Below are 14,051 nucleotides of genomic sequence, written 5' to 3' on the forward strand. Positions count from 1 at the left end.
TGAGCCGTGAACTCCCCTGTAAGGGAAGGGAATCGACAGGTTTACGGGCGGGGACGGCGGGGGCGCTCCGGGGCGGCCGGGACGGCGCCCGCGGGGGCCGCCGCGACCTGGCGGAAGTGTCTGTAGGTGTCATGTGTTGTCGCTCGTATGCTCAAGGACATGACCAACAGCGCACAGCCCCCCGAGGACGGACGTCCCACAGCCAACGCCATGCGGCGGGCCCTGCGGCGGGCCAGGGACGGCGTCGCGCTGGACGTGGCGGAGGCCGCCGTGCTGCTCCAGGCGCGCGGCGATGACCTGGAGGACCTGGCGGCCTCGGCCGCCCGGGTGCGGGACGCGGGCCTGGAGGCCGCGGGTCGCACTGGCGTCATCACGTACTCGAAGAGCGTGTTCATCCCGCTGACCCGGCTGTGCCGGGACAAGTGTCACTACTGCACGTTCGTCACCGTGCCGGGCAAGCTGCGCCGGGCCGGGCACGACATGTTCATGTCCCCGGACGAGGTCCTGGACATCGCCCGCAAGGGCGCCGCGCTCGGCTGCAAGGAAGCGCTCATCACCCTCGGCGACAAGCCCGAGGACCGCTGGCCCGAGGCCCGCGAGTGGCTGGACGCGCACGGCTACGACGACACCATCGCGTACGTACGGGCCATATCGATCCGCATCCTGGAGGAGACGGGCCTGCTGCCCCACCTCAACCCGGGCGTGCTGTCGTGGACCGACTTCCAGCGCCTGAAGCCGGTGGCCCCTTCGATGGGCATGATGCTGGAGACCACCGCCGAGCGGCTCTGGTCCGAGCCCGGCGGCCCGCACCACGGCTCCCCGGACAAGGAACCGGCCGTCCGCCTGCGCGTCCTTGAGGACGCGGGCCGCTCGTCCGTGCCCTTCACCAGCGGGCTGCTCATCGGCATCGGCGAGACGTACGAGGAGCGCGCGGAGTCCCTCTTCGCGCTGCGCCGCGTGTCCCGCTCGTACCACGGCGTGCAGGAACTGATCATCCAGAACTTCCGCGCCAAGCCGGACACCGCGATGCGCGGCATGCCCGACGCCGAGATCGACGAGCTCGTCGCCACGGTCGCCGTCGCCCGGCACATCATGGGCCCCTCCGGCTGCGTCCAGGCCCCGCCGAACCTGGTCGACGGCGAGTACGGCCGCCTCATCCGCGCCGGGATCGACGACTGGGGCGGCGTCTCGCCGCTCACCATCGACCACGTCAACCCGGAGAAGCCCTGGCCGCAGATCGAGGCGCTCGCCGAGCAGTCGGCCGCCGAGGGCTTCGAGCTGCGCGAACGCCTCTGCGTCTACCCCGAGTTCGTCCGGCGCGGCGAGCCGTGGCTGGACCCGCGCCTGCGCCCGCACGTGGACGCGCTCGCCGACCCGGAGACGGGCCTGGCGAATCCGGACGCCCCGGTGCGCGGCCTGCCCTGGCAGGAGCCCGACGAGGGGTACGTGGCCTCATCAGGCCGCACCGACCTGCACCGCACCATCGACACCACGGGCCGCACCACCGACCGGCGTGACGACTTCGACGAGGTGTACGGCGACTGGGAGGCGCTGCGCGAGCAGGCCGCGCCCGGCATGGTGCCGTCCCGGCTCGACGGCGACGTCCGCTCCGCCCTCGCCACGGCCGCCGACGACCCGACCCGCCTCACCGACGCCGAGGCGCTCGTGCTGCTGCACGCGGACGGCCCCGCCCTGGACGCGCTCTGCTCCGTCGCCGACGACGTCCGCAAGTCCGTGGTGGGCGACGACGTCACGTACATCGTCACGCGGAACATCAACTTCACGAACGTCTGCTACACCGGCTGCCGCTTCTGCGCCTTCGCGCAGCGCCGCACCGACGCCGACGCCTACACCCTGTCCCTGTCGCAGGTCGCCGACCGCGCCGCGCAGGCCTGGGACGTCGGCGCCGTCGAGGTGTGCATGCAGGGCGGCATCCACCCCGACCTGCCCGGCACGGCGTACTTCGACATCGCCGAGGCCGTGAAGGAGCGCGTGCCCGGCATGCACGTGCACGCCTTCTCCCCGATGGAGGTCGTCAACGGCGCGACCCGCACGGGCCTGTCGATCCGCGAGTGGCTCCAGCGCGCCAAGGAGGCGGGCCTCGACTCCATCCCCGGCACCGCCGCCGAGATCCTCGACGACGAGGTCCGCTGGATCCTGACCAAGGGCAAGCTCCCGGCGGCCACGTGGATCGAGGTCGTCAAGACCGCCCACGAGCTGGGGCTCCGCTCCTCGTCCACGATGATGTACGGCCACGTCGACCAGCCGCGGCACTGGCTCGGCCACTTCCGCACCCTGGCCGCGATCCAGCAGGAGACCGGCGGCTTCACGGAGTTCGTGACGCTGCCCTTCATCCACACCAACGCGCCCGTCTATCTGGCGGGCATCGCCAGGCCCGGCCCCACCACCCGCGACAACCGCGCGGTGACGGCCATGGCCCGGCTCCTGCTCCACCCCCACATCCCCAACATCCAGACCAGCTGGGTGAAGCTCGGCACGGAGGGGGCAGCCGAGATGCTGCGCTCCGGCGCGAACGACGTCGGCGGCACGCTGATGGAGGAGACCATCTCCCGCATGGCGGGCTCCGGTTACGGCTCCTACCGCTCGGTCAAGGACCTCGTCGCGATCGCGGAGGCGGCGGGGCGCCCGGCGCGGCCGCGCACGACCCTGTACGGGGAGGTCCCCGAGGAGCGGGTACGGACGGCGGCGGCGTCGGACGGGCACCTGCCGGAGCTGCTGCCGGTGCTCGACGCGTAGCCCGTCGCGGGGCGCCCGCGCGGGGGGATACGCGTGGGCGCCCCGCGAGACGCTGGCGCGCGGAGCAGAATTGACCCATCATCCGCAAGCGAAAGTGACCCTACTCAGGGAGTCATTTCAGCCATAGAGTTCTGATCATGAACACGAACGAAGCCCTCGCGAACACCGCCACCCCGCCCTTCCAGCCGGTCCTGACCCGCCACGCGGAGGCCGAGACCAGCGCCGACCCGAGCAGCGTCATGACCTTCCTGGGCGAGACGGGCGGTGCCGCGGGCTTCACCAGCTACCGCTCGACCTTCGCGGCGGGCGCGGTGGGCGCCCCGGCCCACTTCCACACCAAGGCCACGGAGCTGTTCTTCGTGGTCAGCGGCTCCCTCCAGGTGCTGATCGGCGACGAGATCAAGGTCCTGGACGCGGGCGACTTCCTGGCCGTCCCGCCGCACACCCCGCACGCCTTCGCGGCGGCGCCGGGCCACGAGGCGGACGTCCTGTTCGTCTTCACGCCGGGCATGGACCGCTTCGACTACCTGCGCCTGCTCGGCCGGGTGCTGCGCGGCGAGGCCGACTTCAAGGAGATCGCCGAGTCGGGGGAGCGCTTCGACAACCACTACGTGGACAGCCCGGTGTGGCGCGCCGCCCTGGAGTCCGCGAAGACGGAGTCCGCGCAGACCGAGGCCGCGCAGACGGAGGCCGCTCAGTGATCGACGCGACGACGCACGTGCGCGTGGCCCGTCCCTCGCGGGACCTCGCCGCCGCCGAGCGCTTCTACGTGGACGCCCTCGGCCTCGGTGTCCTGTGGCGGTCCACCGAGCGCGTCCCCGGCGAGCACGACCTGCTGATGGTCGGCCCGCCGGGCGGCTCCTGGCACTTCGAGCTGACCCACGACCCCGAGAACCCGCTGGAGCCGACCCCGACGGTGGACGACCTGTTCGTGGTCTACCTGGGCGAGCCGGTGGCCGAGGCCCTGGTGGACCGCCTGCTCGCGGCGGGCGGCACCCGGGTCCCCGCGCACAACCCGTACTGGGACGAGCACGGCGTGACGCTCACCGACCCGGACGGCTACCACCTGGTGCTCTGCTCGCGGGTGTGGGGCTAGCCACCGCACGGCACTAGCGGAAGGCGGGCGCGTGGCGCGCCGCCCACTCCGCGAAGGGGCGGGCCGGGCGGCCGAGCACCCGCTCCACGTCGCCGCTGACCTTCCGCTCGGCGGGCAGCGGTACGCCGAGGACGTCCAGGGTCCCGCCGATGGCCTCCTCCGGCATGAACCGCGCCATCTGAGCGTGGGCCTGCTCGCGGGACAGCTCCACGAACGCCACCTCCTCGCCCAGGGCTCCGGCGATCGTCGCGGCCTGCTGCCGCGGGCTGACGGCCTCGGGCCCGGTCAGCTCGTACGTGCGCCCCGCGTGCCCGCCCTCGCGCAGCGCGGCCGCCGCCACCTCGGCGATGTCCGCCGGGTCGACGACCGGAAGCGCCACGTCGCCGAAGGGGGCGTGCACCGTCCGCTCGGCGCGGACCGCGTCGGCCCAGGCGAAGGCGTTCGAGGCGAAGCCGCTCGGGCGCAGGACCGTGAAGTCGCGGCCGGAGCCGCGCACGGCGGCCTCGAAGGCGCGCAGCCGTGCGTGCGAAGGGGCTTCGGGGCGGGTGGAGTTGAGCTGCGACGACACCAGGACGATCCGCTCGACCCCGCCCCGCGCGGCCGCGTCGACTAGGGCCCGCGGACTCTCGCCGTGGCTGTTCAACTCCCCGCCGAGCAGCAGGAAGAGCGCGTCCGCGCCGTCCAGGACCGGTCGCATGCCCGCCGCGTCCCCGACGTCGGCCCGTGCGTGCCGGACCCCGGCGGGAAGGTCCGCGGGCCGCTCGCGCCGCGACACCGCGACGACGTCCTCGCCCGCGGCGGCCAGCAGGGGGACCAGCGTCCGGCCGATGTTGCCCGTCGCACCCGTCACCACGATCATCGAAGTCTCCTGGGAGTTAGTTAGTTGGCTGACTCACTTCCTTGGCAGGACCGTAGCACGGCCGTTCGCCGCCTGCCTATAGTTAGTTGGGTGACCGACTCAGTGAAGCCCGGGCCGAAGGTACGCGGGGCCGACAAGCGGCGGCGGCTCTCGGCCGCGGCGGCCCAGGTGCTGCACGAGCAGGGCGTCGAACGCACCACGCTGGCCGACATCGCGCGCGCGGCGGACGTGCCCGTCGGGAACGTCTACTACTACTTCAAGACCAAGGACGAGCTGATCCGCGCCGCCCTGTCCGAGCACAGCGCGCGCCTGGACGAGATCACGGCGGAGCTCGACGAGCTGCCCGACCCGCGCGAGCGCCTCAAGGCGCTCGTCGCGGCGTGGGTCGACCGGCGCGAGGTCGCCGCGCGGCTCGGCTGCCCCACCGGCACGCTGGCCGTCGAGCTCGACAAGCGTGCCGACGGGGTTCTCGACGTGGCGGCCGCCACGGTGATCCGCCGCCTGCTCGACTGGTCCGCGGACCAGTTCCGCGCCCTGGCCCTCCCGGACCCGGACGCTCTGGCCGTCACCTTCGTCTCCGCGTACCAGGGCATGTCGCTCCTGGCCAACGCCCTGCGGGAGCCGGAGGTCATGACCCAGGAAGGCGCACGCCTCACCGAGTGGCTGGACTCACTGGGGGGCGTAGCCGGGTGAGCCGGCGGGCGGCCGTCGCATCGGACGGCCGCCCGCCTCCGCCCGTGCTCAGTGGCCCAGCCACACGCCGAAGTAGCCGCGCTCGGCGTCCGGGGCGCCCACGGCGCTCGGACCGAAGGACGTGCTGCCGGTGGCCGTCAGGCCGGACTTGGTGCCCTTGAGGACCCAGACGGCGCCCACGTCCTGGACCGTGGTGTCCTCCTCGGGCGCGGTGACGGTCAGGTCGGCCTTCTTGTCGCCGTCGACGTCGGACAGCATGACCTGGGAGCCGAAGCGGTCGCCCGTCTCGGAGACGCCGGGGACGCCCGCCGTGGACTGGGTGAAGGCCTGCGCGCCCGTGCCGCTGAGGCCGCTCTTGGCGCCCTTCAGGAGGATGACCCGGCCCGCGTCGTAGGCCTTCTTGTCGCCGGCCTTGATGTCCTTGTCGGGTACGCCGACGGCGATGTCGGCCAAGCCGTCGCCGTTGACGTCGCCCGCGCTGAGGCTGGTGCCGAAGTGGTCCCCGCGGTGGTACTCGCCCCCGTCGTCCATGGGCCCGCCCGACTCGCTCTTGCCGGGGACGCCCGCGCTGTTCTGGGTGATCTTCACGCTGCGGGTGGCGGCGGGTCCGTTCTTGCTGCCGTAGTCGACGCGGACGGTGCCCGGGTCGTCGTACTGCACCTCGCCGTCGCCCCTGAGCTCGCGGGTCACGAAGTCGCCGTACCCGTCGCCGTTGACGTCGGCGACGACGCCCTCGTCGGAGGGTTCGAGCCGCTTCGTGTGGCGGTCGCCGATGCCGTTCTTCGTGCCCTTCCAGAAGTGGCTCTGCTGCGGCCCGTCCTCGTCGCCGTGGCTGGTGACGAGGTCGTCGACGCCGTCCCCGTTCATGTCCCCGGCCACGAGACCGATGCCGGGAGCCCCCGTCACGGTCAGCTGCTTCTTCTTGGCCGCCTTGCCGCCGCGCGTGAACGGACCGTACGAGACGAGCAGGGTGCCCTTGTCGTCGCCGCCCCCCGTGAACACCTCGGTCACGAGGTCGCGGTGCCCGTCGCCGTTGAGGTCCCCGGCGGCGATGTTGCCGTAGCCGCCGTTGGGGACCTTGCCGGACGCCCCCGTAAGGCCCGCGGCGGAACCCCACAGGACGACGGCGCTCTTCGCGGGAGAGTCACGGCTGATGACCAGATCGGTGTAGCGGTCGCCGTCGAAGTCCCCGATGACCAGCTTCCGGATGTCGAGGCCGCCGTCGGTGGCGACGTCGCCGGGCAGGCCCGGGGTGTCGCGGTCGATGATCCGCGGGTGCGCGCGGTCCGGCCCGTTCTTGGACCCGTACGTGACGGCGACGTAGTCGGCGCCCATCGCGCCGATCGCGAGGTCGGCGTAGCCGTCGCCGTTGAAGTCGGCCACCGGGGCCTTGGGGGGCCGGGGCGCGGCGGACGCGGTGCCCGTCGCGGTGAGCATGAGCGGTGCGGCGACCGCGGCCGCCGCGACGGCTGCGATGAGGGAGCGGCGCACTGTTTCTCCTGTGGTGTACGTGCGAGTTGGCATGTCAGTGGTGGTACGGGCGCTAGCGCGCGAGGTGCTCGCCCAGGCGGGCGTTCTTCTCCGGGGCGCCGAGCGCGGCCGGGCCGAAGGAGGTGATCCCGGCGGTCGTCAGGCCGGTGGCGGCGCCCTTGAAAACCCAGGCCGCGCCGGAGTCCCGGTACGTGCCGTCCTCCCAGGGCGCGGTGACGGTCAGGTCGGCCTTCTTGTCGCCGTCGACGTCGGAGAGCAGGACGCGGGCGCCGAACTTGTCGCCCTTCTCGGAGGCGCCGGGCACGTCGGGCGTGGTCTGCGTGAACGCCTGCGCGCCGGTGCCGCTGAGGCCGCTCTTGGAGCCCTTGAGGAGAACGATGCTGCCGGTGTCCAGAACGTTCTTTCCAGCGGCTTTGACGTCTTCGCCGGGGAGGCCGACGGCGATGTCGGCGTAGCCGTCGCCGTTGACGTCACCGGCGCTGACCGAGGCGCCGAACTGGTCGCCGCTGTAGTACTCGTCGCCGATGTACCCGCCGGTCTCGCCGACGCCGGGGACGCCCGGGCTGTCCTGGGTGATCTTCACGCTGCGGGTGGCGGCGGGCCCGTTCTTGCTGCCGTAGTCGACGCGGACGGTGCCCGCATCGGAGTCGAGGTCTTCGTTGCTGGAGCCGTTGTCGCGGGTGACGAAGTCGTTGTAGCCGTCGCCGTCCACGTCCGCGACGGCCCCGCCCACGGAGGCCTTGAGGTTCTTGTACGTGTGGCCGAGGCCGGACTTGGAGCCCTTCCAGAACCGGCTGCCGTACGCCCGGTCCTCGAAGCCGTGGCTGGTGACGAGGTCGTCGACGCCGTCGCCGTCCAGGTCGCCCGCCACGAAGTCGCCGAGCTCGCGGAACGAGCCGAAGCCGATCGCGTCCTTCGAGGCCGCCGCGCCGCCGCGCGTGAACGGCCCGTACGAGACGGTCATGCCGGTGTCGTCGCTCTCGGGTGCGGTCTTGTACTCCTGCGTCACCAGGTCGCGGTGGCCGTCACCGTTGAAGTCACCGGCGGCCAGCGACCCGCCCGCGCCCGGCAGCTCGGTCACGACGTCCGCGATCCCGGCGGCGGAGCCCCAAAGAACCACCGTGCTGCCCGCGTTGGCGCCGACGACCAGATCCGTGTACCCGTCCCCGTCCAGGTCGGCGGCGGTCAGCTCGTCGCCGAAGGCCCCGTACTCGCTGACGTCCCCGGGCACGCCCGCGCTCGACCGGTCGACGACCTTCGGGTGCGCGCGGTCCGGACCGCTCTTCGACCCGTACACGACGGCCACGTACCCGGCCTCCTGCTTCCCGCCGACCGTCGCGGTCGCCGCCCCGAGCACGAGGTCGGCGTAGCCGTCCTTGTTGAAGTCGACGACGGGAGCCGTGGCCGCCTTGGGCGCGGCGGACGCGGTGCCGGCACCGACCACCAGCGGCGCGGCGACGGCGGCAGCCGCGATGGCGACGACGAGGGAGCGACGCACTGTTCCTCCTGTGACTGAGTGGCCCTTTTGATCAGGGACCGACAGAGAGGAGACAGCCGAGGTGACGGGAGGGTTGCACGCCCCTGAACAGGGAGAAGCGGAACCCCTGGCTCAGCCCGGCACGGCTGCGGGGCGTGGTGCGTCACCGGAGTGGACAGGGCAGGTGCGGCTTGGCGTGGTTGGGGGTACAGCACACCAGGGCCAGCGACAGGAACGTGGGGCGCTCCAGGTAGAAGCCGAGGGAGACGTCGTGACCCCGGGCGAGGCGCTCGGCGGCGGAGCGCGACAGCGCCTCCAGGCGGCGGGGGTCGCGGTCCGCCGAGGTGGCGAACCGCGGCGCATGTGCGGCTAGTTGCCCGCTGAGCCAGCCCGCGGCGCCCTGGGACTGCTGCCACGTTCCCCGGATCAGGTCCGCCGGTTTGATGAGCCAGTACGCCGTCTCCAGCGGAGGCAGGTCCACACGGGGGAATTCGGCGACGACCTCGCGGTGCCGATGGATCAGCTCGGGCCGGTTCCCGGCCGGGGGAGGGTCGGGGTGTGCGGGCCGCCGCAGGGCCTCGTCGTCGAGGCGCGCTTTCGGGCCCGCCCACAGGTATCCGTGGTGGTGCACCGGGCAGGGTGCTCAGGCCTGAAGGCCGAACCGGGCCGGGTCGATCCCGGCGGCATCCAGCTCGACCGTGCTGTAGCGCAGCGGCTCCAGGTCGGGCCGCTTGCTGTCCCCCACCGCCCAGGCACCGGGCCCGATCTTCGCGAGGGTCAGGCAGCCTTCGGTGCAGGGGCCGCCGCAGGCCTGCGTGAATTCGGCGGTGGTGATGTCGAGTGCGTACAGGTCGAATCCGTTCCGCATGATGGTGCCCCTTCTGGCTGGCTCTACGGGATGCACTGACCGTAGGAAGCCCGGCGGGCACCGATCCACGTTCTTGCACGAGATTGCACGCGAACTACCCGAGAGAGTCGATCGCTTCCGTGATGAGTGTGCGGGCGGCAGAGCCGTGCACGGCGACTTCCGCGAGCTGGTCGAACGCCTTGGCGTAGACGGCGATCTCGCTGGGGGCTGACACGTTCACCGCGGCTGTCAGGAGTTCTACGCTGGCTCGTCGGTCGTCGAAGAGGTAGAACGCCTCAAGCGGCCATACCCGGCGCCGGGCGGTGAACGGGATGATGCCCAGGCTGACGTTCGGCAGCGCCATGACGGCCAGCAGGTAACCGAGTTGGCCTGCCATCGTACGGGTGTCGCCGATGCGGTAGCGCAGCACTGTCTCTTCCATGAGCAGCGCGAACCTGTGGCGGCCCTCGTGGAGGACGTTCGAACGCTCGACGCGTGACGCGGCGGTTTCGGCGGAGTCGTCCGGGGTGTCCTGGAACGCGGCGATCGTGGACAGCAAGGCTTGGGCGTACGCCTCGGTCTGGACCATGCCGGGGACGACGTTCGAGCAGTACACGCGGAACGTCCGGGTCTGCTTGTAGAGCGGTACGACCTCGTCCTGTGCCCGGCGCATTCCGTGCCGGTGGAGCTTCTTCCAGTGCACGTACATCTGGTCGGCCTGGTGGTTCGCCGCCACAAGGTCCGCCGCTTGGTCCCGTGCGCCGCAGGCCGTGCACCAGGCCCGGATGTCCGCGTCGGACGGCGGGGTCCTGGCATGCTCGATCCGCGACGACTTGGCAGGGCTCCAGCCGCACCGGACCGCCAGCTCGCGTCCGGTCAGCTCCGCCTCGACACGAAGATCCCGGAGCCGCGCGGCGATGACCTCACGTGCGGCCTGAGCGCTGGACGAGGGAGAGGCGGACATGAGTGGGTTCTTGGTACTCCGTGCTCTCTGATGTGTGCTCTGCGGGACTCAGACCGTGTACTTCTCGTGCGGAGTGCCACGCTCCCACACGGCATCGAAGGCGGTCGAGGCCAGCTGGGCGACCGATGGTTCCGTGCGTACTTCCCAGCCCGGCTCCGACCAGGAGCCGGTCCCTGAGAAGTGGTTGAAGAGTACGGTCCTGCCGTCGAAAACCCAGCAGTCGTTGCCCGGCAGAGCGATGTCCGAAGCCTGGCGCCGGGGCAGCCAGCGGACTTGTTCGCCCGCGTGGATGTTGACGACGGTGCCCGCGTGCTCGTACCGGATGTAGTCGGTCACCGGCTCGGAGACCACGCGGGCGCGGCGCACCACCACGCCCCGGGCTACCGTGCGCCTGATCAGCTCGACCCAGGGGGTCCAATAGGCCGAGCCGGGGTCCACATCCCGGTGCCCGGTGCGCTTCCACTCCTCGAAGTCGTCCGCCTCGTCGCCCACGGCGTAGGCGTCGCGCATCTCCAGATGCACGGCCGACTGCTCGGCCGCGGCCAGCAGCTCGTCAAAGCCCGGCTCGCTCTGCGACATCACACGCCTCCCTCAGCATCGCCACCATGCGGAACGGGACCCGGACCACGGCCTCGTGCGAGGGAATGCCGGGAGCGTGCCCGGGTACTTCGAACGCCGCGCACTGCTGCTCAAGCTCCGTGTCCGGCCTCAAGCCCTGGAATACGAACTCGCGCCTGACCTCATCCACCCAGATGGTCGGGGAGCCCTGTTGTCCGGTGTCCGGATCGATCCCGATGAACCGCAGCGCCATCACTGCCTCCGGCGTCGAGTGGCTTGCGCCAGCTTGCACGAGCGTGGCGCTACGGGGGCCCGTCGTCAAGGGCCGGGGCAAACAGGCAGACCTTTCCAAGTATGTGGTGACGGGGTCCGTGCCCGGCGGGGCCCGGTCAGCGCTCCCCGCCCGCCCTGGGCTTGGCCTTGCGCGGCCAGGGGAGGCGGCGGGGTGGGCGGGCCGTTATGTCGCCGCCCGTCGAGGTGCCGGTCAGGAAGATGCGCAGGTGTGTCGGGGTCTCCGGGCCCGGGACCGGGGGGAGTTTGATCTCGCCTCGGCTCTTGGTGATCCCGTCCGCGTCGACCACCACCCCCGGCGGCGTGATCAGCGTCAGATTCCCGCCGATCCGCAGGTCCACCGCGATGTCCAGCGTGCCGTGGCCGAGCACGGCCTCCGTGAAGTCCAGCTTCAGATTCGAGAACATCAGCCGCACCTCCATCCGGCGCGGCACCCGCCACCGCCCGGTGCGCCTGCCCTCCCCGAAGCGCTGGTCGATCCGCAGGACCTCGCGCGGCTGCGGCGGCATGCCCTCCCACGGCAGGTCCGCCGTCAGCTCCCTGAGGTCGCCGACCGTCCGCGCCGCGAGCGCCGCCTCCACCCGCTCCTCCAACTCGGCCCCCGTCAGCCGCCCGTCCCCCGCCGCGGCCCGCAGGATCTCCACCGCCTGGTCCCGCTCCCGGTGCGACACCCGCATAGCTGCATCAACCATGCGTCCAGTGTGCGCGGCGGCCCGACGCCCCGGCAACGGTTCCCAGCCGAGATCAGGGAAGACCCTGACGGATCTCAGGGTGCCCCCATAACTCCCGGACGAATGTCCCGAAAGCGCCCTATCTTCCCTGCCGTCCCGCTGCTTGAATCCCTCCTCGCACAGAGCTGCACCGGAAGTGCCGACCGGCACTCCCTCGCGTGTGAGAGAGGGCTACCACCATGAGCATGATCCAGAGTGGCAAGCTGACCATGGACTCGTCCCACTCCACCGAAACCCAGGGCGGGAAGACCGACACCTTTGATCAGGTCACCTTCCCCACCCCGTTCCCCACCGGTTCGGACGTCGTCGTCCAGGTCACCGTGCAGACCTTCAACGGACCCGAAACCCCCGGCGTCCGCCTGCACGACGTGACCCGCACCGGCTTCAAGATCCGCTTCAACGAGATCCTCGGCGGCGGCGTGAGCGCCGACGGCAAGCACGTCACGGAGACCGTGGGCTGGACCGCCTACACGGTCTGAGCCCCCGCGGCGAAGCCGACGAACGGAGCCCAGGCCGCGCCTTCGACGGTCACCTGGGCTCCGTTCTTGTTCTTGGAGTCGCGGATGTGGACGGTGGCGGGGGCTATCGCCACCTCGACGCACGCGGGTCCGTCGTTGCCGCTGTGGCTACTCTTGCGCCAATCCAGGGCGACCTCAACGCAATTGGGGCCCTCGTTGCTGCTGTGGCTGCTCTTGTGCCATTCCAGGGCTACTTCGACGCAGTCGGGTCCGTCGTTGCTGCTGTAACTGCTTTTGAACCACGCCAGCTCGGCCGTCATGTCTCGTCTCCCAGCACTTTCTTGATGAACGCGAGTGACTCACGGGGCGTGAGAGCCTGCGCCCGGATCATTCCATAGCGCATCTCCAGGATCTGGACTTCCCGGGGATCGCTGATCACGCGACTGTGGAGCTGGGCTTCGGAATGCCCCAACGTCTTGCCGTCGCGCAATTTCAGCAGGCGAAGCGGTCCAGCCATGCCCGCGTGATCCTCGCAGTCCGTCGTCATCACCTGGATCTCCACGTGCCTCAACCTGCCGACCTCCAACAGGTGTTCGAGCTGGCGCCGCAGAACCAGTCTGCCCCCGATCGGCCGCCGCAATGTCACCTCTTCCTGGACGAACGTGAGATGTGGCCGAGGATTGCGCTCGAAGACGGACTTCCGAGCCATGCGTGCTGCTACATGACTCTCGATCTCGTCCTCCGAGTACGCGGGCAGCCGCATCTCGTACAAGGCCTGGGCGTACTCCGGCGTCTGGAGCAACCCGTGGATGTGAAGACTGGCGTAGGCCCCCAGCTCGACCGACTCCTCCTCCAGCCTTTTCAGGTCCCGTACCTTCTTCGGGTACCGCGCCTCATCCGCGTCCTTCTTCATCGCCAGGATCTTGCCGCCAGCGCGCAGGACCTCGTCCGCCTTCTCCAGGAAGACCGGCTTCGGCACGCGCCGCCCCCGCTCCACCGACGACACCATCTCCTCGCCGTACCCGATGGCCGAGCCCAGCTCCGCCTGGGTCATGCCCGCCGCCTCGCGCCACGCCTTGACCTGGCGGCCCACCGCCTTGAGTACCGCCGCGGCTTCCTCGTCCTCCATTGCGGCCCACCTTCCGCGTACGAGCCGGACGGCTCCGAGCGGTACCCGGACAGTCGCTCTGCGTACCGGCTTCCCTGCTGGTCAGGGTAGACAGGAGTGACCACGCTGAGTGATGTGAATGGTGAAATGACTCAAGCCGCCGTCGAGGCGCGGCACTTCACTCTGCTGCTGACCGCCTCGCGAAGGGGCGCACGCCTCGCGCGGCTGCTCACGGAGCGTCAACTCAACGCCTGGGGTTGCCCGTCGGGCGATGCCCCGCACGTCGTCGCCGAGCTTGCCGCGAACGCCGTAGCGCACGGCCGCGTGCCGGGCCGGGACTTCCGCCTTACGCTGCGGCTCGACGCGGCCGGGACGCTCCGGATCGAGGTGACCGACGCCCGGGGTGACCGGATCCCGCGCATCCAGGACCCGGGCGAACACGAGGAGTCGGGGCGCGGGCTGCGCATCGTCGCGGGGTGCGCGGAGCGCTGGGGCGTGGCGGGGGCGCCCTCCGGCTGCAAGACGGTGTGGGCCGAACTCGCACCGGGTCGCGCGGAACCGTGACCCGGTCGGACCCGACGCCAAAGAGGAAAGAACGCGGGAGAAGAAACCACCCAGCCCCACCGTCCCCGCAGCTCACCCTCAAGGGTGAACATGGCCAACTCGGCTGGCTTGTACCGCAGTCGATGGTGCAGCGTCGACGCCGACACCCGCAGACATG

Annotated in this window: 17 protein-coding genes; 6 read left to right on the forward strand and 11 right to left on the reverse strand. The window is 71.1% G+C overall.

The genetic code is table 11. From position 1 onward, the window contains the following. Nucleotides 1-159 precede the first annotated feature (159 nt). The 3 genes from IG74_RS0110550 to IG74_RS0110560 all read left to right on the forward strand — a co-directional run bounded on the left by IG74_RS0110550 (nt 160) and on the right by IG74_RS0110560 (nt 3,853). Nucleotides 160-2,757, forward strand: coding sequence for a bifunctional FO biosynthesis protein CofGH (locus IG74_RS0110550; protein ID WP_030673404.1), 2,598 nt, complete (start codon nt 160-162; stop codon nt 2,755-2,757). A 137-nt stretch (nt 2,758-2,894) separates the two neighbouring features. Next, a complete protein-coding gene (locus IG74_RS0110555) occupies nt 2,895-3,458 on the forward strand; it encodes a cupin domain-containing protein (protein ID WP_051854772.1) in 564 nt (187 codons plus the stop codon). Then, entirely contained in the window at nt 3,455-3,853 is a 399-nt protein-coding gene (locus tag IG74_RS0110560) for a VOC family protein (protein WP_030673411.1), read from the forward strand. Before IG74_RS0110555 ends, IG74_RS0110560 begins: the two co-directional genes overlap by 4 nt. 13 nt (nt 3,854-3,866) lie before the next feature. On the opposite strand, the gene IG74_RS0110565 is transcribed toward IG74_RS0110560, so the two are convergent. After that, nucleotides 3,867-4,712: an NAD(P)H-binding protein gene (locus IG74_RS0110565; protein WP_030673414.1), complete on the reverse strand. Its 846-nt coding sequence runs from the start codon at nt 4,710-4,712 to the stop codon at nt 3,867-3,869. Between the two features lie 90 nt (nt 4,713-4,802). Between IG74_RS0110565 and IG74_RS0110570 the strand changes: the two genes are divergently transcribed. Further along, nucleotides 4,803-5,405, forward strand: coding sequence for a TetR/AcrR family transcriptional regulator (locus IG74_RS0110570; protein ID WP_030673418.1), 603 nt, complete (start codon nt 4,803-4,805; stop codon nt 5,403-5,405). 48 nt (nt 5,406-5,453) lie between these two features. On the opposite strand, the gene IG74_RS0110575 is transcribed toward IG74_RS0110570, so the two are convergent. From IG74_RS0110575 to IG74_RS0110610, 8 genes are all read right to left on the reverse strand, one after another. Beyond that, on the reverse strand, nt 5,454-6,929 hold the full coding sequence (locus tag IG74_RS0110575) for an FG-GAP-like repeat-containing protein (RefSeq protein ID WP_063761231.1): 1,476 nt from the start codon (nt 6,927-6,929) through the stop codon (nt 5,454-5,456). A gap of 19 nt (nt 6,930-6,948) precedes the next feature. After that, nucleotides 6,949-8,394: an FG-GAP and VCBS repeat-containing protein gene (locus tag IG74_RS0110580; RefSeq protein ID WP_030673424.1), complete on the reverse strand. Its 1,446-nt coding sequence runs from the start codon at nt 8,392-8,394 to the stop codon at nt 6,949-6,951. Nucleotides 8,395-8,536: 142 nt separating this feature from the next. Continuing rightward, on the reverse strand, nt 8,537-9,004 hold the full coding sequence (locus IG74_RS0110585; RefSeq protein WP_030673428.1) for a hypothetical protein: 468 nt from the start codon (nt 9,002-9,004) through the stop codon (nt 8,537-8,539). 12 nt (nt 9,005-9,016) lie between these two features. Next, nucleotides 9,017-9,241: a hypothetical protein gene (locus IG74_RS0110590; protein WP_030673430.1), complete on the reverse strand. Its 225-nt coding sequence runs from the start codon at nt 9,239-9,241 to the stop codon at nt 9,017-9,019. Nucleotides 9,242-9,335: 94 nt separating this feature from the next. Next, on the reverse strand, nt 9,336-10,184 hold the full coding sequence (locus IG74_RS0110595) for a helix-turn-helix domain-containing protein (RefSeq protein ID WP_030673434.1): 849 nt from the start codon (nt 10,182-10,184) through the stop codon (nt 9,336-9,338). Nucleotides 10,185-10,232: 48 nt separating this feature from the next. Continuing rightward, nucleotides 10,233-10,763 (reverse strand): DUF6879 family protein, encoded by a 531-nt coding sequence (locus IG74_RS0110600; protein WP_030673437.1) that lies wholly within the window; start codon nt 10,761-10,763, stop codon nt 10,233-10,235. Beyond that, on the reverse strand, nt 10,738-10,995 hold the full coding sequence (locus IG74_RS0110605) for a hypothetical protein (RefSeq protein WP_030673440.1): 258 nt from the start codon (nt 10,993-10,995) through the stop codon (nt 10,738-10,740). Before IG74_RS0110605 ends, IG74_RS0110600 begins: the two co-directional genes overlap by 26 nt. Nucleotides 10,996-11,131: 136 nt before the next feature. Continuing rightward, nucleotides 11,132-11,725: a DUF1707 SHOCT-like domain-containing protein gene (locus IG74_RS0110610; protein ID WP_030673443.1), complete on the reverse strand. Its 594-nt coding sequence runs from the start codon at nt 11,723-11,725 to the stop codon at nt 11,132-11,134. 218 nt (nt 11,726-11,943) lie between these two features. On the opposite strand from IG74_RS0110610, the gene IG74_RS0110615 reads away from it, so the two are divergent. Then, nucleotides 11,944-12,243 (forward strand): hypothetical protein, encoded by a 300-nt coding sequence (locus IG74_RS0110615; RefSeq protein WP_030673446.1) that lies wholly within the window; start codon nt 11,944-11,946, stop codon nt 12,241-12,243. On the opposite strand, the gene IG74_RS0110620 is transcribed toward IG74_RS0110615, so the two are convergent. Both IG74_RS0110620 and IG74_RS0110625 read right to left on the reverse strand, forming a co-directional pair. Further along, a complete protein-coding gene (locus IG74_RS0110620) occupies nt 12,231-12,542 on the reverse strand; it encodes a DUF397 domain-containing protein (RefSeq protein WP_030673449.1) in 312 nt (103 codons plus the stop codon). The genes IG74_RS0110615 and IG74_RS0110620 overlap by 13 nt on opposite strands. Beyond that, on the reverse strand, nt 12,539-13,351 hold the full coding sequence (locus IG74_RS0110625) for a helix-turn-helix domain-containing protein (RefSeq protein WP_030673452.1): 813 nt from the start codon (nt 13,349-13,351) through the stop codon (nt 12,539-12,541). Before IG74_RS0110625 ends, IG74_RS0110620 begins: the two co-directional genes overlap by 4 nt. 126 nt (nt 13,352-13,477) lie before the next feature. On the opposite strand from IG74_RS0110625, the gene IG74_RS0110630 reads away from it, so the two are divergent. Continuing rightward, on the forward strand, nt 13,478-13,894 hold the full coding sequence (locus tag IG74_RS0110630; RefSeq protein WP_030673455.1) for an ATP-binding protein: 417 nt from the start codon (nt 13,478-13,480) through the stop codon (nt 13,892-13,894). The last annotated feature ends 157 nt before the right edge of the window (nt 13,895-14,051 follow it).

The organism is Streptomyces sp. NRRL B-1347 (genome assembly GCF_000720325.1).
Lineage (GTDB): Bacteria > Actinomycetota > Actinomycetes > Streptomycetales > Streptomycetaceae > Streptomyces.

Coding starts and splice junctions, on each gene's coding strand:
- IG74_RS0110550 (WP_030673404.1), top strand. CDS start 160: ATGACCAACAGCGCACAGCCCCCCGAGGACGGACGTCCCACAGCCAAC.
- IG74_RS0110555 (WP_051854772.1), top strand. CDS start 2,895: ATGAACACGAACGAAGCCCTCGCGAACACCGCCACCCCGCCCTTCCAG.
- IG74_RS0110565 (WP_030673414.1), bottom strand. CDS start 4,712: ATGATCGTGGTGACGGGTGCGACGGGCAACATCGGCCGGACGCTGGTC.
- IG74_RS0110575 (WP_063761231.1), bottom strand. CDS start 6,929: ATGCCAACTCGCACGTACACCACAGGAGAAACAGTGCGCCGCTCCCTC.
- IG74_RS0110590 (WP_030673430.1), bottom strand. CDS start 9,241: ATGCGGAACGGATTCGACCTGTACGCACTCGACATCACCACCGCCGAA.
- IG74_RS0110595 (WP_030673434.1), bottom strand. CDS start 10,184: ATGTCCGCCTCTCCCTCGTCCAGCGCTCAGGCCGCACGTGAGGTCATC.
- IG74_RS0110600 (WP_030673437.1), bottom strand. CDS start 10,763: ATGTCGCAGAGCGAGCCGGGCTTTGACGAGCTGCTGGCCGCGGCCGAG.
- IG74_RS0110605 (WP_030673440.1), bottom strand. CDS start 10,995: ATGGCGCTGCGGTTCATCGGGATCGATCCGGACACCGGACAACAGGGC.
- IG74_RS0110610 (WP_030673443.1), bottom strand. CDS start 11,725: ATGGTTGATGCAGCTATGCGGGTGTCGCACCGGGAGCGGGACCAGGCG.
- IG74_RS0110615 (WP_030673446.1), top strand. CDS start 11,944: ATGAGCATGATCCAGAGTGGCAAGCTGACCATGGACTCGTCCCACTCC.
- IG74_RS0110620 (WP_030673449.1), bottom strand. CDS start 12,542: ATGACGGCCGAGCTGGCGTGGTTCAAAAGCAGTTACAGCAGCAACGAC.
- IG74_RS0110625 (WP_030673452.1), bottom strand. CDS start 13,351: ATGGAGGACGAGGAAGCCGCGGCGGTACTCAAGGCGGTGGGCCGCCAG.
- IG74_RS0110630 (WP_030673455.1), top strand. CDS start 13,478: ATGACTCAAGCCGCCGTCGAGGCGCGGCACTTCACTCTGCTGCTGACC.